Origin of the sequence: Curtobacterium sp. MCLR17_007, from assembly GCF_003234655.2 — a bacterium.
In the GTDB taxonomy this organism is placed as follows: domain Bacteria; phylum Actinomycetota; class Actinomycetes; order Actinomycetales; family Microbacteriaceae; genus Curtobacterium.
In genome coordinates, this window is the sequence record NZ_CP126271.1 from 2,353,353 (window position 1) to 2,374,875 (window position 21,523).

The window sequence follows — 21,523 nt, forward strand, 5'->3', positions numbered from 1 at the left end:
GTGTTGTCAAGTCTTCGGCTTATTAGTACCGGTCAGCTCCACGGGTCGTTAGTCCCCGCTTCCACATCCGGCCTATCAACCCAGTAGTCTGCTGGGAGCCTCTCACACTCAAGGTGCATGGAAATCTCATCTCGAAGACGGCTTCCCGCTTAGATGCTTTCAGCGGTTATCCGGTCCGAACGTAGCTAATCAGCGGTGCCCTTGGCAGAACAACTGACACACCAGAGGTTCGTCCATCCCGGTCCTCTCGTACTAGGGATAGATCTTCTCAAATTTCCAACGCGCGCAGCGGATAGGGACCGAACTGTCTCACGACGTTCTAAACCCAGCTCGCGTACCGCTTTAATGGGCGAACAGCCCAACCCTTGGGACCTACTCCAGCCCCAGGATGCGACGAGCCGACATCGAGGTGCCAAACCATGCCGTCGATATGGACTCTTGGGCAAGATCAGCCTGTTATCCCCGAGGTACCTTTTATCCGTTGAGCGACAGCGCTTCCACAAGCCACTGCCGGATCACTAGTCCCGACTTTCGTCCCTGCTCGACCTGTCAGTCTCACAGTCAAGCTCCCTTGTGCACTTACACTCGCCACCTGATTGCCAACCAGGTTGAGGGAACCTTTGGGCGCCTCCGTTACTCTTTGGGAGGCAACCGCCCCAGTTAAACTACCCATCAGGCACTGTCCATGAACCCGATCAGGGTCCTACGTTAGACATCCAAAGTGACCAGAGTGGTATTTCAACAATGACTCCACGAACACTAGCGTGCCCGCTTCACAGTCTCCCACCTATCCTACACAAGCCACTCCGAACACCAATACCAAACTGTAGTAAAGGTCACGGGGTCTTTCCGTCCTGCTGCGCGTAACGAGCATCTTTACTCGTAGTGCAATTTCGCCGAGTTCGCGGTTGAGACAGCTGGGAAGTCGTTACGCCATTCGTGCAGGTCGGAACTTACCCGACAAGGAATTTCGCTACCTTAGGATGGTTATAGTTACCACCGCCGTTTACTGGGGCTTAAATTCAGAGCTTCGCCCAAAGGCTAACCCCTCCTCTTAACCTTCCAGCACCGGGCAGGCGTCAGTCCGTATACATCGTCTTGCGACTTCGCACGGACCTGTGTTTTTAGTAAACAGTCGCTTCCCACTGGTCTCTGCGGCCTTCAACGCTCACGGAGTAAATCCGGTCACGTGTCCGGCCCCCCTTCTCCCGAAGTTACGGGGGCATTTTGCCGAGTTCCTTAACCACGATTCTCTCGATCTCCTTGGTATTCTCTACCTGACCACCTGAGTCGGTTTCGGGTACGGGCGGCTGCAACCTCGCGTCGATGCTTTTCTCGGCAGCATAGGATCACTGATTTCCCCTCACGGGTACGCGTCGGATCTCAGGCATACAGACGACGGATTTGCCTATCGTCAGCCCTACATCCTTACACCAGGTTCACCTTACGGATACCATCGCCTGGCTCAGCTACCTTCCTGCGTCACACCTGTTCATACGCTAACCGCACCAGCATGGGGTCGAGCGTTAGACCGGTCACCATCACCCCGAAGGGATCCGGACATACCGGGTTAGGACTCTTAGCACCACTGGATTAGCTTGGGCGGTTGTTCGCCGGTACGGGAATATCAACCCGTTGTCCATCGACTACGCCTGTCGGCCTCGCCTTAGGTCCCGACTTACCCAGGGCGGATTAACCTGGCCCTGGAACCCTTGGTCTTTCGGAGGACGGGTTTCTCACCCGTCTTTCGCTACTCATGCCTGCATTCTCACTCGTGTAGCGTCCACGGCTGGATCACTCCGCCGCTTCACTCGCCACACGACGCTCTCCTACCACTCCGCACGACTGAACCACGAAGGCTTGTCTAGTGTGCGAAATCTACAACTTCGGTGGTGTGCTTGAGCCCCGTTACATTGTCGGCGCGGAATCACTTGACCAGTGAGCTATTACGCACTCTTTCAAGGGTGGCTGCTTCTAAGCCAACCTCCTGGTTGTCTGTGCAACTCCACATCCTTTCCCACTTAGCACACGCTTAGGGACCTTAGTTGGTAGTCTGGGTTGTTTCCCTCTCGACGATGAAGCTTATCCCCCACCGTCTCACTGCTGCGCTCTCACTCACCGGCATTCGGAGTTTGGCTGACGTCAGTAACCTGTTGAGGCCCATCGGCCATCCAGTAGCTCTACCTCCGGCGAGAAACACGCAACGCTGCACCTAAATGCATTTCGGAGAGAACCAGCTATCACGAAGTTTGATTGGCCTTTCACCCCTATCCACAGCTCATCCCCTCCATTTTCAACTGAAGTGGGTTCGGTCCTCCACGACGTCTTACCGTCGCTTCAACCTGGCCATGGATAGATCACTTCGCTTCGGGTCTAGGACATGCGACTCAATCGCCCTATTCAGACTCGCTTTCGCTACGGCTGCCCCACACGGGTTAACCTCGCCACATATCACTAACTCGCAGGCTCATTCTTCAAAAGGCACGCCGTCACACCAACAAGGGTGCTCCGACGGTTTGTAAGCAAACGGTTTCAGGTACTATTTCACTCCCCTCCCGGGGTACTTTTCACCTTTCCCTCACGGTACTTGTCCGCTATCGGTCATCTGGGAGTATTTAGGCTTATCAGGTGGTCCTGACAGATTCACACGGGATTTCTCGGGCCCCGTGCTACTTGGGATACACATCCGGCCATAACACCATTTCGTCTACGGGGCTGGCACCCACTACGGCCCGGCTTTCAAACCGGTTCGACTATGATGCGCTGTAACCGCCCCAGTCCGGCAGAACTGAGCGACGTGTCCCACAACCCCGACCATGCAACGCCCGCCGGCTATCACACATGATCGGTTTAGCCTCATCCGCTTTCGCTCGCCACTACTCACGGAATCACATGTTGTTTTCTCTTCCTGTGGGTACTGAGATGTTTCACTTCCCCACGTTCCCTCTACCCGCCCTATATATTCAGGCGGGAGTCACCAGGTCACAAAAGCGCCTGGCGGGGTTTCCCCATTCGGAAATCCTCGGCTCACAGCTCGATTATCAGCTCCCCGAGGCTTATCGCAGATTTCTACGTCCTTCTTCGGCTCCAGATGCCAAGGCATCCACCGTTTGCTCTTAGAAACTTGACCACAAAGATTAAAATTGCGATCGACTCGTCAACCACACCCACCCCGAAAGGTGAGCATGCTGGCGAGCGATCTAAGATGCTCGCGTCCACTGTGTAGTTCTCAACATACGATCGGCACCACACTCCCCCAGCAGAACCTGCCGGCTTCATGTGGCCCATCGAAGGACCCCCACAGATCATCACGACCCGTGCGGCCCAACCCCGGCAACCCGAAGGTCACCAGCAGCCTGGTCCCTCAGGACCCAACAACGTGCACCAGCAGGACCCTCCACCCCGACCCGTCCCAACCACACCCGAAGGCGCGGCGTACTGGAGTCGGAAGCATCAGCCCCCACTGCACTGTCAATGTTCCACCCATGAGCTACCCGTCGGACACGGTCGGTCCGAATCGGGCGCCTGGACCAGCGAACCACCCACCCATACGGGCGGACAGCACTGACCAGATGCTCCTTAGAAAGGAGGTGATCCAGCCGCACCTTCCGGTACGGCTACCTTGTTACGACTTAGTCCTAATCACCGATCCCACCTTCGACGGCTCCTTCCACAAGGGTTAGGCCACCGGCTTCGGGTGTTACCGACTTTCATGACTTGACGGGCGGTGTGTACAAGGCCCGGGAACGTATTCACCGCAGCGTTGCTGATCTGCGATTACTAGCGACTCCGACTTCATGAGGTCGAGTTGCAGACCTCAATCCGAACTGAGACCGGCTTTTTGGGATTCGCTCCACCTTACGGTATCGCAGCCCTTTGTACCGGCCATTGTAGCATGCGTGAAGCCCAAGACATAAGGGGCATGATGATTTGACGTCATCCCCACCTTCCTCCGAGTTGACCCCGGCAGTCTCCTATGAGTCCCCGGCATAACCCGCTGGCAACATAGAACGAGGGTTGCGCTCGTTGCGGGACTTAACCCAACATCTCACGACACGAGCTGACGACAACCATGCACCACCTGTACACCGACCACAAGGGGGCGACCATCTCTGGCCGTTTCCGGTGTATGTCAAGCCTTGGTAAGGTTCTTCGCGTTGCATCGAATTAATCCGCATGCTCCGCCGCTTGTGCGGGCCCCCGTCAATTCCTTTGAGTTTTAGCCTTGCGGCCGTACTCCCCAGGCGGGGCGCTTAATGCGTTAGCTACGACACAGAAACCGTGGAAAGGTCCCTACATCTAGCGCCCAACGTTTACGGCATGGACTACCAGGGTATCTAATCCTGTTCGCTCCCCATGCTTTCGCTCCTCAGCGTCAGTTACGGCCCAGAGATCTGCCTTCGCCATCGGTGTTCCTCCTGATATCTGCGCATTCCACCGCTACACCAGGAATTCCAATCTCCCCTACCGCACTCTAGTCTGCCCGTACCCACTGCAAGCCCGAGGTTGAGCCTCGGGATTTCACAGCAGACGCGACAAACCGCCTACGAGCTCTTTACGCCCAATAATTCCGGACAACGCTTGCACCCTACGTATTACCGCGGCTGCTGGCACGTAGTTAGCCGGTGCTTTTTCTGCAGGTACCGTCACTTTCGCTTCTTCCCTACTAAAAGAGGTTTACAACCCGAAGGCCGTCATCCCTCACGCGGCGTTGCTGCATCAGGCTTTCGCCCATTGTGCAATATTCCCCACTGCTGCCTCCCGTAGGAGTCTGGGCCGTGTCTCAGTCCCAGTGTGGCCGGTCACCCTCTCAGGCCGGCTACCCGTCGTCGCCTTGGTGAGCCATTACCTCACCAACAAGCTGATAGGCCGCGAGTCCATCCCCAACCAAAAAATCTTTCCACCACCAGACCATGCGGCCGGCGATCATATCCAGTATTAGACGTCGTTTCCAACGCTTATCCCAGAGTCAGGGGCAGGTTACTCACGTGTTACTCACCCGTTCGCCACTAATCAACCCAGCAAGCTGGGCATCATCGTTCGACTTGCATGTGTTAAGCACGCCGCCAGCGTTCGTCCTGAGCCAGGATCAAACTCTCCGTAAAAAATTACAACCAACACCGAAGTGCCAGCGAGTTGATTCTGACTGTTGACTGTCTACTGACAATCTTCAATCCAAAAGGAATTGTCTCCGGACCCCCACCGAAGTGAAGGTCACGGGGTCAATAAATTGGCATTGACAATGTGCACGCTGTTGAGTTCTCAAGGACCAGACGCACCGGGCTTCTTCTTCCTTGTCGGAATGCCCGCCCGGGCAACTTCGGTACTGTACCACTACTTCAGTGGCGGTCGAATCGACCGGCTTCATTGGAGTGGGTGGTCCCGCTTGAGGTCGGCGTGGTCGGACTGCGTCTTCCGGGGCTTTCGCTCCGTGTGACCGTCTCGGCTTCTCCGCCGCACCTTTGGGGTGACGAGTAAGAACACTACGGGTGATCCCGGGATCGGGCAAACCGGGGCCACACGACGGCGTGTCGCCCGGAACGACGGGGAACAGGTGTCGAACAACGACGACGGGCCCGGTGTCCGCGTGGACATCGGGCCCGCTGGTCGTGACGGGTCGTGTTCAGTGCCGGGCGATGACGGGGTTCTTCAACGTGCCGATCCCCGAGATGGTGACCTCGACGACCTCGCCGTCGCGGATCTCCCCGACGCCGGCGGGCGTGCCGGTCAGGATCACGTCGCCGGGGAGCAGTGTCCAGATGGACGAGACGAACTCCACGAGCGACGGGATGTCGTGGACCATCTCGCTCGTGGAGGCGACCTGACGCAGGTCGCCGTCCACCCGGGTTTCGAGCCGGATGTCCGACGGGTCGATCTCGGTCTCGATCACCGGGCCGAGCGGGCAGAACGTGTCGAAGCCCTTCGCCCTCGCCCACTGGCCGTCACGTGCCTGGAGGTCACGAGCGGTGACGTCGTTGGCGATCGTGTACCCGAGGATCACGCTCGCGAAGTCCTCACGCTTGACGTTCTTGGCGAGGGAGCCGATCACGATGGCGAGTTCGCCCTCGTGGTCGACGCGGCCGATGCCCTCGGGCAGACGGATCGGGTCCTCGGGTCCGATGACGGCGGTGTTCGGCTTCAGGAACACCACCGGGTCGTCACCCGACACGTCGTCCATCTCGGCGGCGTGCTCGGCGTAGTTGAGGCCGACACCGATGACCTTGGACCGCGGGATCACCGGTGCCAGGAGCTTGGCCTCGGACAGGGGCACCCGCTCCCCCGTCGTCTCGAACCCCTGGTACATCGGGTCCCCCGCGAGCACCACCAGTGCGCGCTCGTCGAGGATGCCGTACCGGGGGTCTTCACCCTTGCTGCTGAACCGTGCGATCTTCACCATTCGACCCTACCGACGACGGAGCCGGGATCAGGACGCGTCGGTCAGCTTGGTCATCCACCCGTGCGGGTCGGGACGACGGCCGGACTGGATGTCGGTGAGTTCCTGGCGCAGGGACATCGTGAGCTCGCCCGCGCCCTCGGTCGGCGAGCCGATCGTGAAGCCGTCGCCCCGGAGTTCTGCGATCGGGGTGACCACCGCGGCCGTCCCGCAGGCGAACGCCTCGGTGATCGAGCCGTCCGCCACGCCGTCGCGCCACTCGTCGAGCGTCACGCGGCGCTTCTCGACCGTCAGACCGCGGTCCTCGGCGAGCTGCAGGATCGAGTCACGCGTGATGCCCTCGAGGATCGAGTCGGAGTCCGGCGTCACGAGGGTGCCGTCTGCCTTGACCAGCACCACGTTCATGCCGCCGAGCTCTTCGAGGTACTTGCCCTCCTCGGAGTCGAGGAACATCACCTGCTGGCACCCGTGCTCGTACGCCTCTTGCTGCGGAAGCAGGGACGCAGCGTAGTTGCCGCCGGTCTTGGCTGCCCCGGTCCCGCCGCGGCCCGCGCGCGCGTAGGTCGTCGAGAGCCAGATCGACACGGGCTTCGGTCCGGACGTGAAGTACGCGCCGGCCGGGCTCGCGATGCAGTGGTAGGACACGGCCTGAGCGGCGCGGACACCGAGGAAGGACTCGGTCGCGATCATGAACGGCCGGAGGTACAGGCTGGTCTCGGGCGCGGACGGCACCCAGTCGACGTCGGTGCGCACCAGTTGCCGGATGGACTCGACGAAGACCTCGACCGGCAGCTCGGGCAGCGCGAGCCGGCGAGCGGACCGCTGGAAACGTCGCGCGTTCGCGTCCGGACGGAAGGTCCACACCGAACCGTCGGCGTGCCGGTACGCCTTGAGTCCCTCGAAGATCTCCTGGGCGTAGTGCAGGACGCTGGCACTCGGGTCGAGCGAGAGCGGGCCGTACGGGTGGATCGAGGCGTCGTGCCACCCTCCGTCGACCGTCCACGAGACCGAGGCCATGTGGTCGGTGAAGTGCTTGCCGAAGCCCGGGTCCGCCAGGATGACCTCGCGCTCGGCGGCCGCTCGGCGTGCTTCGGACGGGGTGGTGGAGAACTCGAGTCCGAAGACCGTGTCAGTGCTCATCGGTGTGGCTCCCTTTCAGGCCGTGGTGGTGCGCGCGGTGACCGCGGCGGCGATCGCGTCGCCGATCTCGGCCGTACTCCGCTGCGTGGTCCCCCGGTCAGCCAGGTCCGCTTCCACGGCCCGCGTCACCGCCGTCGCGAGGTCGCCCCGACCGATGTGGTCGAGGAGGAGTGCGACGGAGAGGACGGCAGCCGTGGGATCGGCCTTCTGCTGGCCCGCGATGTCCGGCGCGGATCCGTGCACCGGCTCGAACATGCTGGGGAAGGTGCCGTCCGGGTTGATGTTGCCCGAGGCCGCCAGACCGATGCCGCCGCTGATCGCGCCGGCCAGGTCGGTGATGATGTCGCCGAAGAGGTTGTCGGTGACGATGACGTCGAACCTAGCAGGCTCCCGCACCATGTGGATGGTCACGGCGTCGACGTGCTGGTAGTCCACGGTGACGTCGGGGAACTCCTGTCCGACGGCGGCCACCGTGCGCTGCCAGAGCGCGCCGGCGTGCACGAGCACGTTGCTCTTGTGCACGAGTGTCAGGTGCTTCCGCGCGCGACGGTTCGCCAGGTTGAACGCGTACCGAACGGTCCGCTCGACGCCGAACGCCGTGTTCAGCGACACTTCTGTCGCGATCTCGTGCGGCGTGCCGACGCGGATCGCTCCGCCGTTGCCGACGTAGGGCCCCTCGGTGCCTTCGCGCACGACGACGAAGTCGACCTGCCCGGGGTCGGCGAGCGGGCTGACCACCGAGTCGTACACCGTGGTCGGACGGAGGTTGACGTAGTGGTCGAACGCGAACCGCAGCTTGAGCAGCAGCCCGCGCTCGATGATCCCGCCGGCCAACCGCGGGTCACGCGGGTCGCCGCCGACCGCACCGAGCAGGATCGCGTCGTGGGACGCCACCGCGGCCAGGTCGTCGTCGGTGAGGATGTCGCCCGTCTCGAGGTAGCGCGTCGCCCCGAGGGCGTAGGGGGTCTCGCGCACGTCGATCTCGCCGTCCGCCACCGCGTGCAGGACCTTGAGTGCCTGCTCGACGACCTCGGGCCCGATGCCGTCGCCCCGGATCACCGCGAGGTCGAGCGTCTGCGTGTTCGTCATGGCCGTCCCGTCCTCAGAGGGTGATGTCGATCTCGCGGAGCGAGGACGCGTCGATCGTCGACCGGACGTGCTCGAGGATCTCGGTGGGGACCGGCGAGTCGACGGTGAGGACGCTGAGCGCCTGACCGCCGGCGGCCTGTCGCGCGATCTGCATGGCGGCGATGTTGATGCCGGCCTCGCCGAACTCCTTGCCGTACACCGCGACGATGCCCGGGCGGTCGGTGTAGTCCATGACCACGTGGTGCCGGTCGAGGGCGACCTCGACGTCGTAGCCGTTGATCTCGACGAGCTTCTCGACCTGCTTGGGTCCGGTGAGCGTGCCGGACACGCTGATCGCCGGGCCGTCGGACTGGGCACCCCGGATCGTGAGCACGTTGCGGTACTCGGGGCTGTCGGCGTCGGTGATGAGCCGCACGCTGACCCCGCGCTGCTCGGCGATGAGCGGTGCGTTGACGTAGGAGACCTGGTCGCTGACGACGTCGGTGAACACGCCCTTGAGCGCCGCGAGCTTCAGCACGCTGACGTCGTACTGCGCCAGCTCGCCGTGCACCTCGACGTCGATGCTCGTGACCGGCGAGGTCGCCAGCGCCGTGAACACCTGGCCGAGCTTCTCGACCAGCGGGATGCCGGGACGCACGTACGGGTCGATGACGCCACCGGCGACGTTCACCGCGTCCGGGACGAGTTCGCCGCCGAGTGCGAGCCGCACCGACTTCGCGACGGACACACCCGCCTTCTCCTGCGCTTCGTCCGTGGAGGCACCGAGGTGCGGCGTGACAACGACGTTCGGCAGGGACACGAGGGGCGAGTCCGTCGGCGGCTCGGACACGAAGACGTCGAGGCCGGCGCCCGCGATCTGGTTGCTGGTGAGCGCACGGTGCAGTGCGTCTTCGTCAATGAGGCCACCGCGGGCGACGTTCACGACGAACGCGGTCGACTTCATCATCGCGAACTGCTCGTCCGAGATCATGCCGAGGGTCTCCGGCGTCTTCGGCATGTGGATCGTGACGAAGTCCGCACGCTTGAGCAGGTCGTCGAGGGAGACGAGCTCGACCCCGAGCTGCTGCGCACGGGCCGTGGTGACGTAGGGGTCGTGTGCGATGACCGAGACACCGAAGGCCTGCAGGCGCTGGGTGATGAGCGCGCCGATGCGACCGAGGCCGATGATGCCCACCGTCTTCTCGTAGAGCTCGACACCGGTGTACGCGGACCGCTTCCAGGCCCCGGCAGCCAGCGAGGCGTGCGCGGCGGGGATGTGCCGAGCGAGCGACAGGATGTGCCCGACCGTCAGCTCGGCGGCGGAGATGATGTTCGACGTCGGCGCGTTCACGACCATCACGCCGGCCGTGGTGGCCGCCTTGATGTCGACGTTGTCGAGGCCGACGCCGGCACGGGCGACGACCTTGAGGTTCGGCGCCGCGGCGATCGCTTCGGCGTCGACCTTGGTGGCGGAACGCACCAGGATGGCGTGCGCATCGCCGAGGGAGGCCAGGAGTGCCGGGCGGTCGGTGCCGTCCACGTTCCGGATCTCGAAGTCGGGCCCGAGGGCGTCGACGGTGGCGGGCGAGAGTTCTTCGGCGATCAGGACGACCGGCTTCGGCACAGTTGCTGTTTCCTCACACGAGACGGGCGGTGTCCGCTCATGCTATCGACGCCGCAGGCTGCGTTACGACCGCCGGCGGCGGCCTGTGGAGAACTGCATGACGGCAGGGAGGGGCGTGACGGCGCCGCCACGCGCCTGCTGTCCGTCGACCCGTCGGGTCAGGAACCGATGCGGAGCGTCGAGGACACGTACTGCAGCAGCGTGAACCACAGCGCGGAGACCGCACAGAGCGCGGCGACGAAGACCACGACGGTGCGGAGCAGGTCCATCCGACGCGACACCAGCCACGCCACGACGAAGCCCACCGGGGCGATGAGGACGTCGATGACCAGGACGGTCCACGGAGTCGCGGTCTCGAGACCGGTGCCGCCGTTCTTGCGGACGAACTCGTTGAAGTCGGCCACCGACTTCGCGACGCCGACGAGGTTGCCGACCGCCTGCCACGTGACGTAGGCCAGGCACAGCGCCGCCACGACCCAGACGACCGCCTTGCCCGGCGTGACGGTGCGCGGGCGCCCCGGGACGACGCTCACCCGAAGCTCCTGGTCATGATGAAGGGCCACGGGATGAGCACGACGGCGCCCACGAGCAGCCAGATGAACTTGGTGCGGTTGCGGCTGCCCTGTCCGAGCCAGAGCGTGGCGGCGAACCAGAACGCCGGCGCCATGATCGCGAGCACGCGCATCAACTCGGACACGAAGCCGGCGACACCGGTTCCCGTGACGGTCAGCAGGCTCGCGCTGACCAGCCAGGCGACCGTGTAGAGCAGGTAGACGCCACCGAACACGCCCATGCCGACCAGGGCGCCGGAGCCGAGCGGCTGCTCGGCGTCCGGCTCGGGACGGACCTTCGCGCGGACCGGGTTGTGGGCGGCGTCGACGTGCGTAGCGTCGTCGGCGTCGTCCCACGAGAGGGCGGCGTCGTCGTCGTGGTCGACGGCGCCGTCCGGCGGGGAGGCCGCGCCGCCGTCGTGTGCGGGAGGTGCCGGGGTCATGCCCACGATTCTACGAGAGGCACGGGCACCGGACTGACCCGGTCCGGCTCAGGCGTCGGCGGCCTGGGTCTGCAGCACTTCGGCGACGACGTCGCGGACGGCCGGGAAGAGCGGGTGGCTCTCCATCAGGCCGGTGAGGATCTCGGTGAGCGCGTGGGCGGTCGCGCCGGAGCGGAGCAGCGCGTGCAGCTCGATCGACTCGGGGTCGTCCTGGTCGTCGAACTCGAGTGCCACGCGGATCGCGCCGAGCAGGTGGTCGACTGGCATCCCCCGTTCGGCCAGCTGTGCTGCCGGGCCCACGAACCGCTCTCGTCGACCGAGCTTGCGGAGCGGGTTGCGCCCGACCCGGACGGTGCTGTCGGGCAGGTGCGGGTTCGCGATGCGCGCGAGGTTCGCGGCGACGTAGCGCGCGTGCTCGGCCGGGTCGAACCCGTGCTTGGCGATGAGCAGTTCGGTGGTCTCGGCGAGCACGCCGTCCACCTCGGCCCGGACGTCGTGGTCCTCGAGGGCTTCGCGGATGAGCCGGATCCCCCGCACGGTGCCGTGGTAGGCCGCCGTCGCGTGCGCGGTGTTGACCGTGTAGAGCTTCCGCTCGACGAAGGGCTGCAGGTCGTCGACCCAGGTGACGCCCTGGATCGCGGGCGGTTCGGCGTCGGAGTCGGCGAAGGGGGTGCGCTCGATGACCCACTCGTAGAACGGCTCGAGGACGACGTCGAGCCCGCCGGACTGCCCGAGGACGCCGGACTGGTCGGGGACGATCCGGTCGATCGCGCAGTTCGCGAAGACGGCGGCGACGTCGCGGTCCTCGAGGATCGGGGCGCGACGGATGCTGGCGTGCAGCGAGTCCGTGGCGTTGAACGCGTTCTCGCAGGCGACGATGGTGACGTCCCCGCGGTCGAGCGGGCGTGCCGCCAGCCCCTCGGCGATGACCGGCGCGACGAGCGGCAGGGTGCGGGCGCCGACCGCCGTGGTGACCACGTCCGCCTGCGCGATGGCCTGGACGACGCGGTCGCGGTCGGTCTTGCTGTTGAGCGCGCGGAACCCGTGGACCAGGTGTTCGACCGGCATCTCGCCCACCTCGTGGACGACGAAGCGGCCGGCTTCGTTGAGGGCCGAGACGACACGCTCGTCGACGTCGACGAAGGTCAGCTCGTAGCCGCTGGCGACGAGGAACTGACCCACGAACCCGCGCCCGATCTTGCCGGCGCCGATGTGGACCGCTCGTTTCGTCACCGCCATCCGATGATCATCCCATGCGGATCGGGCGTCGCCTGACGGGTGCCACAGGTGCGTGCACGCTGCGGGCCGGTGGTGCGCGCCGCCTGGGCGCCGGTGGTGCGCGCCTGGTGGGCGCCGGTGGTGGTGGAGAGCTGCTGCATACCGTTCGGGTCACATCGAGAGGCGGCGGTGCACGGGTGCACACCGCCGCCTCGTCATCGAGTGGTCTGGGGAAGACTACCGCGCGGCAGAACCGTCGACGTAGTCGGAGTCGGACTGCTTCCACGCGAACAGCGCACGCAGCTCGCGACCGGTCGCCTCGATCGGGTGCTCCTCGCCCTTCTTGCGCAGGGCCGTGAACTCCGGGGCGCCTGCGTCCTGGTCGTCGATGAAGCGCTTGGCGAAGGTGCCGTCCTGGATGTCGGACAGCACGGCCTTCATGTTCTCCTTGACCTCGGGCGAGATCACCCGGGGGCCGGACACGTAGTCGCCGAACTCGGCCGTGTCGGAGATGGACCAGCGCTGCTTGGTGAGGCCGCCCTCCCAGATCAGGTCGACGATCAGCTTGAGCTCGTGCAGGACCTCGAAGTACGCGATCTGCGGCTGGTAGCCGGCCTCGACCAGGGTCTCGAAGCCGTACTGGATGAGCTGCGAGGTGCCACCGCAGAGGACGGCCTGCTCGCCGAACAGGTCGGTCTCGGTCTCCTCGGTGAACGTCGTCTTGATGCCGCCCGAGCGGAGACCGCCGATGGCCTTCGAGTACGACCACGCGAGGTCCCAGGCGCTGCCGGAGGCGTCGACCTCGACGGCGACGATGACGGGGACGCCGCGGCCGGCCTCGTACTCACGACGGACGGTGTGGCCGGGGCCCTTCGGTGCGACGAGCGACACGTCGACGCCCTCGGGGGCCTGGATGTAGCCGTAGCGGATGTTGAACCCGTGGCCGAAGACCAGGGTCGCGCCCTGCTTGAGGTTCGGCTCGATGTCGTCGCGGTAGACGATGCGCTGGACCTGGTCCGGAGCGAGGATGACGACGACGTCCGCCCACTTCGTGACCTCGGCGGGCGTGTGGACCTCGAAGCCCGCCTCTTCGGCCTTCTGGCGGCTCTTCGAGCCCTCCTGCAGACCGATCTGCACCTCGACGCCGGAGTCGCGGAGGTTGAGGGCGTGGGCGTGGCCCTGCGAGCCGTAGCCGATGACCGCGACCTTCTTGCCCTGGATGAGCGTCAGGTCGGCGTCGGCGTCGTACACGATGTCAGTCACGGTGCGTGATCTCCTTGTTGGTGGTTCGGTCGGAGCCGGGGGCGCTCAGCGCACCCGGTCGGTGATGCTCTTCGGTCCGCGGCCCATGCCGAGGAGGCCGGCGCGCGCCAGCTCCTTGATGCCGTAGGGCTCGAGCACGCGGAGGATCGCCTGGATCTTGCCGGGGTCGCCGGTCACCTCGACGATGAGCGAGTCGTTCGCGACGTCGACGACCTGGGCGCGGAACAGGGTCACTGCTTCGAGCACGGCCGAGCGCGTCTGGTTGTCGACACGGACCTTCACGAGCATGTGCTCGCGCTGGACCGACTGCGAGAAGTCGAGTTCGACGATCTTGATGACGTTGACGAGCTTGTTGAGCTGCTTGGTCACCTGTTCGAGCGGCAGGTCCTCGACGTCGACGACCACAGTGATGCGGGACAGGCCCTCCACCTCGGTGTTGCCGACCGCGAGCGACTCGATGTTGAAGCCCCGTCGGGCGAACAGCCCGGCGACACGGGTCAGCAGACCGGGCTTGTCCTCGACCAGGAGCGACAGGACGTGGCTCATGCGGGTTCTCCCGTCATGTCGGCGTCCTCGTCGTCCCAGGTGGGGGCGAGTTCGCGGGCGTACTCGATGGAGGAGTTGCCGGTCCCCTGCGGGACCATCGGCCAGACCATGGAGTCGCGGCTGACGACGAAGTCGATGACGACCGGCCGGTCGTTCGTGTCGAGCGCGAGCTGGATGGCGGCGTCGACCTCGTCGGCCTTCTCGACGCGGATGCCGAGGGCACCGTACGCGTCGGCGAGCTTGACGAAGTCCGGGACCCGACGCGTGCCGTGACCCGTCTGCAGGTCGGTGAACGAGTGCCGTCCGTCGTAGAACAGGGTCTGCCACTGCCGCACCATGCCGAGCGACGAGTTGTTGATGATCGCGACCTTGATCGGGATGTCGTTGATGACGCAGGTCGCGAGTTCCTGGTTCGTCATCTGGAAGCAGCCGTCACCGTCGATCGCCCAGACCACGCGGTCGGGCTGGGCCACCTTGGCACCCATCGCAGCGGGGACCGAGTAGCCCATCGTGCCGGCCCCACCGGAGTTGAGCCAGGCGTTGGGGCGCTCGTACTTGATGAACTGCGCCGACCACATCTGGTGCTGGCCGACGCCGGAGGCGAAGACGCCCTCGGGTCCGGTCATCTCGCCGATGCGCTTGATGATCGCCTGCGGGGCGAGCAGCCCGTCGGTCGGTTCGGTGTAACCGAGCGGGAAGTCGGTGCGCAGCTGCTCGAGGTGCGCCCACCAGTCGGTGATCGAGGCGCGGTCGTCGACGGGGACGTCGGCCCACGCGGCGGTGAGGTCGACCAACACCTCTCGCGCGTCACCGACGATCGGCACGTCGGCGTAGCGGATCTTGGAGATCTCGGCCGGGTCGATGTCGACATGGACGACCTTGGCGTCGGGCGCGAAGTCGTCGACCTTGCCGGTCACGCGGTCGTCGAAGCGGGCGCCGAGCGCGATGATCAGGTCGCTCTCCTGCAGCCCGAGCACTGCCGGCACCGTGCCGTGCATGCCCGGCATGCCGAGGTGCTGCGTGTGCGAGTCGGGGAACGCACCGCGCGCCATCAACGTCGTGACGACGGGCGCCCCGGTGGCCTCGGCGAACGCGAGGAGCTCGGCCGACGCGCCGGAGCGGATGACGCCGCCGCCGACGTAGAGCACCGGGCGCGAGGACTCCGCCAGCAGCTGGGCCGCGGCGGTGATCTGCTTGCCGTGGGCCTTCGTCACCGGGCGGTAGCCGGGCAGGTCGACCTTCGGCGGCCAGACGTACGGTGCCGACTTCTGCTGCGCGTCCTTGGTGATGTCGACGAGCACCGGGCCGGGCCGGCCGGTGGTCGCGATCTGGTACGCCGCAGCGATCGTCGCGGGGACGTCCTCGGGCTTGGTGACCAGGAACGAGTGCTTCGTGATGGGCATCGTGATGCCGACGATGTCCGCCTCTTGGAAGGCGTCCGTGCCCATCAGGGTCGAGAACACCTGGCCGGTGATCGCGATGAACGGCACCGAGTCCATGTAGGCGTCCGCGATCGCGGTGACGAGGTTCGTCGCTCCGGGACCGGACGTGGCGATGGCGACACCGACCTTGCCGGACGAGGACGCGTAGCCCTCGGCGGCGTGCCCGGCGCCCTGCTCGTGCCGGACCAGGACGTGGCGGATGGTCTTCGACGCCATGAGCTCGTCGTAGAACGGGATGATCGCACCACCGGGCAGACCGAAGACGTCGGTGATCCCGAGGTGCTCGAGGGACCGCAGGACGGCCCCCGACCCGGTGAGGACCTCCGGCGAACGGCGCGCTCCGGTGGCCGCGGACAGCGGTGTTGCTTCCGTGGGCATGTGGGGTTTCCTGCCTGGAGAGATGGCGATGATGCGGGTGTCGACGCTAGCCCGTGACCGCGCCCTTGGCGGCGGACTGGACGAGCTTGGCGTACTTCGCGAGGACTCCGCGGGTGTAGCGCGGGGGCAGCGGCGCCCAGCCGTCGCGGCGGGCCTCCAGCTCGGCCGGGTCGACCAGTAGGTCGAGCGAGCGAGCCGCGATGTCGACACGGATGCGGTCGCCATCGCGCACGAACGCCACTGGACCTGCGTCCACGGCTTCCGGTGCGATGTGGCCGATGCAGAGGCCGGTTGTGCCGCCTGAGAATCGACCGTCGGTCAAGAGTAGTACATCCTTGCCCAGACCCGCGCCCTTGATGGCCGCGGTGATCGCGAGCATCTCGCGCATGCCGGGGCCGCCCTTGGGACCCTCGTAGCGGATGACGACGACGTCGCCCTTCTGGATCCGGCCCTCGGTGAGGGCGTCCATCGCCGCACGCTCACGGTCGAACACGCGCGCGGGCCCTTCGAAGACCTCGGCGTCGAAGCCGGCGGTCTTCACGACGGCGCCCTCGGGGGCGAAGGAGCCCTGCAGGATCGTCAGGCCGCCGGTGGCGTGGATCGGGTTGTCGATCTTCCGGAACACCTCGCCGTCGAGCTCGGGCGGGTCGATCTCGGCGAGGTTCTCGGCGACGGTCTTGCCCGTCACGGTCATGCACTCGCCGTGCAGCAGTCCGGCGTCGAGCAGCGCCTTCATGATGACCGGGATGCCGCCGTTGCGGTCGACGTCGACCATGACGTACTTGCCGAACGGCTTCATGTCGGCCAGGTGCGGGACCGTCGAGCCGATGCGGTTGAAGTCGTCGAGGCTGAGCTCGACCTCGGCCTCGTGCGCGATCGCCAGCAGGTGCAGCACGACGTTGGTGGAGCCTCCGAGGGCCATCGCGACGGCGATCGCGTTCTCGAACGCTTCCTTGGTCATGATCTGGCGCGCCGTGATGCCGTGCTTGAGCATGTTCACGACGGCTTCGCCCGACCGGTGCGCGTAGTAGTCACGGCGACGGTCGGCGCTGGGCGGCGCGGCGGAACCCGGGAGGGACATGCCGAGTGCCTCGGCGACGGACGCCATCGTGTTGGCCGTGTACATGCCGCCGCAGGCGCCCTCGCCCGGGACGATCGCGCACTCGATCTCCTTGAGCTCCGCCTCGCTCATGGTGCCGGCCTTGCACGCGCCGACGCCCTCGAAGGAGTCGATGATGGTGACTTCCTTCATCGTGCCGTCGGCCTGCTTCACGTAGCCCGGCATGACCGACCCGGCGTACAGGAAGACGCTCGCCAGGTCGAGGCGCGCAGCAGCCATGAGCATGCCGGGCAGGGACTTGTCGCAGCCGGCGAGCAGCACCGTGCCGTCGAGGCGCTCGGCGTTGACGACGGTCTCGACGCTGTCCGCGATGACCTCGCGCGAGACGAGCGAGAAGTGCATGCCCTCGTGGCCCATCGAGATGCCGTCCGACACCGAGATCGTGCCGAACTGCAGCGGGTACCCGCCGCCGCCGTGGACGCCTTCCTTGGCGCCCTGGGCGAGCCGGTCGAGGCTCAGGTTGCAGGGGGTGATCTCGTTCCAGGACGAGGCGATGCCGATCTGCGGCTTCTCCCAGTCCTCGTCGCCCATCCCGACGGCCCGCAGCATGCCACGCGAGGTGGTTGCTTCGATCCCGTCGGTGACGACCCGGCTGCGCGGCTTCACGTCGATGTCAGGCATGCGCTGAGTCTAGGACGGATTGGGATACCAGCGGCGCACGTCTATGCGTCCGCATGGTGATGGGCCGGGTGGGAGGCTCGGCACGAGCCCGCCACGCCGGCGCGCCTCAGCGCGTGGCGCGGAGCCTGGCCAGCTGCTTCAGGACGTCGGTCAGGGCCGCCGGGTCGGCGACGCGGTGGCCAGCGAGCGTGTCGCCCTCCCCCACCTTCACGCCGACGTCACCGTCGCCGAGCACGCGGAAGGCGTCCTCGTCGGTGACGTCGTCCCCGGCGAAGAACACCGCGTCCGCACCCCGCAGCGCGCGCAGTCGGTCGATCGCGTCGCCCTTCGTGACGTGCCGGACGGCGAACTCGAGGATGTCCTTGCCGCCGCGCTCGAGCACGTCGGCGTCCGCCTCGTGTGCGGCCGCACTGGCCGCGGCGTCCGCCTCGGCAGCGACCTCGGCGCTGACCCGGCGGGTGTGCACGCCGTGGCCGGCCGGCTTGTGCTCGATGACGACACCGGGGAAGCGCTCCCCCACGGCGTCGAGCGCCGCGCCGATCCGCGCGACGCGAGCCTGTTCGTCCTCGGTCAGCGCCGCCTCGTCGTGGCCGTCGACGCGCCACTCGACGCCGTGCGAGCCGACGAGCGACATGCCGTCAGGGGCCTGCGAGACCCGAGCGAGGCTGTCGAGCGGCCGCCCGGAGACCAGGACGACCTCGGTGTCCTTCGCGCGCTGCAGGGTCAGGACGGCCGCCCAGCTGCCCGGCAGCGCACCGACCTGACCGGGGTCGTCCGCGAACGGGGCGAGCGTGCCGTCGAAGTCCAGCGCGACCAGCAGGCGGTCGACCGCCGCCAGGTCCGCGAGGGCCGTGTCGAGCCCTGGAGCTGCCGACTCGTCGGCGTGCGGTGTCTGCTCAGGCATCACGGTCCTCCCGGGTGTCCTCGGCGGCACGCGCGGTCTGCGCGTCCTGGTCGAAGATGGACATGTTGTCGGTCTGGGCCTCGCGGTGCGCCGGCTCGGCGCCGGACGGGTCGATCCGTGCGGTGCTCGGGGCGTGTCGGTCGAGCGCCTCGAGGAACGAGCGCGACCAGCGGGCCACGTCGTTGTCGCGGACGCGCTTGCGGAGCGCGCGCATGCGCGTCGAGCGCTCGCGGCGCGGCATCTCGATGGCGCGTTCGATCGAGTCCTTGAGCGCCCCGATGTCGTGCGGGTTGATGATCACCGCCTGCTTCAACTCGTCGGCGGCACCGGCGAACTCGGACAGGATGAGCACGCCGTCGTTGTCGAACCGGGTCGCGACGTACTCCTTGGCGACCAGGTTCATGCCGTCGCGCAGGGCCGTGACGAGCATGATGTCGGCGGCGAGGTAGAGCGCGACCATCTCCTCGCGCGGGTAGCCGTGGTGCAGGTAGGAGATCGGCTGGTGGCCGATGGTGCCGAGGTCGCCGTTGATCCGGCCGACGCTCAGCTCGATCTCGTCGCGGAGCGTCTTGTAGGTGTCGACGCGTTCGCGGCTCGGACTGGCGACCTGCACGAGCGTGGCGTCCTCGACCCGGATGCGACCGTCCTCGACGAGCTCGCCGAAGGCCTTGATGCGGTGCCGGATGCCCTTGGTGTAGTCGAGGCGGTCGACGCCGAGCAGCACGGTCTTCGGGTTGCCGAGCCCCTGCCGGATCTCGCGGGCACGCTCCTGGACCTCGGGCCGCCTGGCGATGTCCTCGAAGCTCTCGGCGTCGATCGAGATCGGGAAGTGCCGCGCCTCGACGTGTCGGACCGTGATGCCCTTGCGGCTGCGGGGTGCGTCGGGGTCGTCGACCGGCACGTCGATCGTGGTGCCCTTGGTCGTGTAGCCCTTGATGTGGCGGACGGCGCGCAGGAAGTCACTCGCGTCGTCGTGGCGCTGGAAGCCGATGACGTCGGCGCCGAGCAGCCCGTCGAGGATCTGCGCGCGCCACGGCAGCTGGGCGTAGATGCCGACCGGCGGGAACGGGATGTGGTTGAAGAAGCCGATCGTCAGGTCGGGACGGAGCTCGCGCAGCAGGGCGGGGACGAGCTGCAGCTGGTAGTCCTGCACCCAGACGATGCCGTCCTGCTCGGTGATCTCGGCGATCTGCTCGGCGAACCGCTTGTTCACGCTCTTGTAGGCGATCCACCAGTCGCGGTGGTAGCTCGGGTGCTCGATCACGTCGTGGTAGAGCGGCCAGAGCGTGTCGTTGCTGAAGCCCTCGTAGTAGTCCTCGACGTCGGACGCACTGAGCGGGACAGGGACGATGTGGATGCCCTCGTTGTCGAACGGCTCGACCGCGACGTCGGGCTGTCCGACCCACCCGACCCAGGCGCCGTCGTTCGCGCGCATCACGGGCTCGAGCGCCGTGACGAGCCCACCGGGTGAGTGCCGCCAGCCCTCGTTGCCGTCCTCGTCGACGACGCGGTCCACCGGCAACCGGTTCGAGGCGACGACGAAGGAGTACTTGCTGGACGAACTGGAGGGAGCAGACACGCACCGAAACTACCAGCGGCCCGTCACACCGGACCGGAGGGGGCCGTCACACCAGACCGGAGGGGGCCGGTCGGTAGGCTCGTGGCCATGGTCAGCACGCGCTCGTGGCGGAACGGATCGGCAGCCGAGCGGGACTTCCCGGTGGAGCGGGTGTCGGACTGCATCGCCGACGGCGACGGCTTCGTGTGGGTGGACTACACCGATCCGGACGCCTCGGACCTGCGACAGCTCGAGGACGAACTGGACATCCACGCGCTGGCGGTCGAGGACGCCGTCGAGCGCGGTCAGCGCCCGAAGCTCGACCGGTACCGCGACAGCCTGTTCCTGGTGGTCTACGACGTCCAGGGTCGTGACCGCGACGGCGGGCTCGTCACCCGCGAGGTGAAGGCGTTCGTCACGAAGCACGCCCTGGTGACGATCCACGGTCCCGAGGTGGACACGGCCGCGATGGAGCGTCGCCTCACCTCGAACGCCGACCTGGCGGGGCACGGGGTGCCGTGGCTCGTGTGGGGGTTGCTCGACTCGGTGGTCGACCACGCGACGGCCGAGATCGAGGCCATCGAGCAGGACATCGACGACCTCGAGGACGACCTGTTCGAGCGGGGCGACCCCCGCGAGCAGCAGATCCAGCGCCGGTCGTTCGCGCTGCGCAAGGCGCTCGGGGTCATGCGCCGGCTGGTGGTCCCCACGAAGGACAGCGTCGCCTCGCTGTTGCACGGTGACGCCGAGACCGTCGCCGACGGGGTCCGGCCCTACTTCCGCGACGTCGAGGACCACCTCGTCTCCATCGCCGACTCGGTCGAGGAGCTCCGCGATGCCGTGTCGAGCGTGCTGGACACCAACCTCAACCTGGCCTCGAACCGGCAGAACACGGTCATGAAGAAGGTCACGAGCTGGGCGGCGATCATCGCGATCCCCACGGCGATCACGGGGTTCTTCGGGCAGAACGTGACGTTCCCGGGTGAGAGCTCGTGGAGCGGGCTGTACCTGTCGCTCTCGCTCATCGTGGTGACGTCGCTGGTGCTCTACCGCGCGTTCAAGCACCGCGACTGGCTGTAGTCCGGGAGCACCGGCCGGACCGCACCGTGCGAGGTTCGCGGCCGCACCCGGCGGGCAGCACCGTGCGAGCTTCGCGCCCCGTGCCGGGTTGATGGTCCCGTGCGAGGAACCAACCGCGCACGAGACGAGCAACCGCGCACGAGACGAGCAACCGCGCACGGGCCCGGAACTCG

At 66.3% G+C, this 21,523-nt stretch carries 15 protein-coding genes and 2 rRNA genes; 1 reads left to right on the plus strand and 16 read right to left on the minus strand.

The features are described from left to right. Positions 1–2 precede the first annotated feature (2 nt). The 16 genes from DEJ13_RS11155 to otsA form a co-directional block, all read right to left on the minus strand. Positions 3–3,130: ribosomal RNA gene (locus DEJ13_RS11155) — 23S ribosomal RNA — on the minus strand. Between the two features lie 453 nt (positions 3,131–3,583). Beyond that, a 16S ribosomal RNA gene (locus DEJ13_RS11160) occupies positions 3,584–5,105 on the minus strand. The 16S and 23S rRNA genes sit together here, the layout of an rRNA operon. Before the next feature lie 518 nt (positions 5,106–5,623). Continuing rightward, positions 5,624–6,394 (minus strand): fumarylacetoacetate hydrolase family protein, encoded by a 771-nt coding sequence (locus tag DEJ13_RS11165; RefSeq protein WP_056126303.1) that lies wholly within the window; start codon positions 6,392–6,394, stop codon positions 5,624–5,626. A gap of 30 nt (positions 6,395–6,424) precedes the next feature. Continuing rightward, a complete protein-coding gene (locus DEJ13_RS11170; RefSeq protein WP_056126301.1) occupies positions 6,425–7,534 on the minus strand; it encodes a branched-chain amino acid aminotransferase in 1,110 nt (369 codons plus the stop codon). Positions 7,535–7,549: 15 nt separating this feature from the next. Further along, complete coding sequence (locus DEJ13_RS11175; RefSeq protein WP_111106666.1) at positions 7,550–8,623, minus strand: 3-isopropylmalate dehydrogenase; 1,074 nt, start codon at positions 8,621–8,623, stop codon at positions 7,550–7,552. A gap of 13 nt (positions 8,624–8,636) precedes the next feature. Next, complete coding sequence (gene serA, locus DEJ13_RS11180) at positions 8,637–10,226, minus strand: phosphoglycerate dehydrogenase (RefSeq protein WP_111106665.1); 1,590 nt, start codon at positions 10,224–10,226, stop codon at positions 8,637–8,639. A gap of 158 nt (positions 10,227–10,384) precedes the next feature. Continuing rightward, positions 10,385–10,759 (minus strand): hypothetical protein, encoded by a 375-nt coding sequence (locus DEJ13_RS11185; RefSeq protein ID WP_111106664.1) that lies wholly within the window; start codon positions 10,757–10,759, stop codon positions 10,385–10,387. Then, positions 10,756–11,220, minus strand: a complete 465-nt coding sequence (locus tag DEJ13_RS11190) for a hypothetical protein (protein WP_111106663.1) — start codon at positions 11,218–11,220, stop codon at positions 10,756–10,758. The genes DEJ13_RS11185 and DEJ13_RS11190 overlap by 4 nt, the downstream gene beginning before the upstream one ends. Before the next feature lie 48 nt (positions 11,221–11,268). Next, positions 11,269–12,459: a mannitol-1-phosphate 5-dehydrogenase gene (locus DEJ13_RS11195; protein ID WP_056126290.1), complete on the minus strand. Its 1,191-nt coding sequence runs from the start codon at positions 12,457–12,459 to the stop codon at positions 11,269–11,271. Beyond that, entirely contained in the window at positions 12,450–12,599 is a 150-nt protein-coding gene (locus DEJ13_RS11200) for a hypothetical protein (RefSeq protein ID WP_181437003.1), read from the minus strand. The genes DEJ13_RS11195 and DEJ13_RS11200 overlap by 10 nt, the downstream gene beginning before the upstream one ends. A 76-nt stretch (positions 12,600–12,675) precedes the next feature. Then, positions 12,676–13,701 carry a ketol-acid reductoisomerase gene (ilvC, locus tag DEJ13_RS11205; RefSeq protein WP_056126288.1) on the minus strand — a complete coding sequence of 342 codons (1,026 nt, stop codon included), beginning with the start codon at positions 13,699–13,701 and terminating at the stop codon, positions 12,676–12,678. Between the two features lie 45 nt (positions 13,702–13,746). Next, positions 13,747–14,247: an acetolactate synthase small subunit gene (gene ilvN, locus DEJ13_RS11210; RefSeq protein WP_056126286.1), complete on the minus strand. Its 501-nt coding sequence runs from the start codon at positions 14,245–14,247 to the stop codon at positions 13,747–13,749. Continuing rightward, entirely contained in the window at positions 14,244–16,067 is a 1,824-nt protein-coding gene (locus DEJ13_RS11215) for an acetolactate synthase large subunit (protein WP_111106662.1), read from the minus strand. The genes ilvN and DEJ13_RS11215 overlap by 4 nt, the downstream gene beginning before the upstream one ends. 46 nt (positions 16,068–16,113) lie before the next feature. Continuing rightward, a complete protein-coding gene (gene ilvD, locus DEJ13_RS11220) occupies positions 16,114–17,808 on the minus strand; it encodes a dihydroxy-acid dehydratase (protein ID WP_111106661.1) in 1,695 nt (564 codons plus the stop codon). Positions 17,809–17,914: 106 nt separating this feature from the next. After that, the gene (gene otsB / locus DEJ13_RS11225; protein WP_111106660.1) at positions 17,915–18,712 is read right to left on the minus strand and encodes a trehalose-phosphatase; all 798 of its coding nucleotides are present in this window, start codon (positions 18,710–18,712) and stop codon (positions 17,915–17,917) included. After that, positions 18,705–20,291 (minus strand): alpha,alpha-trehalose-phosphate synthase (UDP-forming), encoded by a 1,587-nt coding sequence (gene otsA, locus DEJ13_RS11230; protein WP_111106659.1) that lies wholly within the window; start codon positions 20,289–20,291, stop codon positions 18,705–18,707. The genes otsB and otsA overlap by 8 nt, the downstream gene beginning before the upstream one ends. Positions 20,292–20,378: 87 nt before the next feature. On the opposite strand from otsA, the gene DEJ13_RS11235 reads away from it, so the two are divergent. Continuing rightward, a complete protein-coding gene (locus DEJ13_RS11235; protein WP_056126274.1) occupies positions 20,379–21,350 on the plus strand; it encodes a magnesium transporter CorA family protein in 972 nt (323 codons plus the stop codon). Positions 21,351–21,523 lie beyond the last annotated feature (173 nt).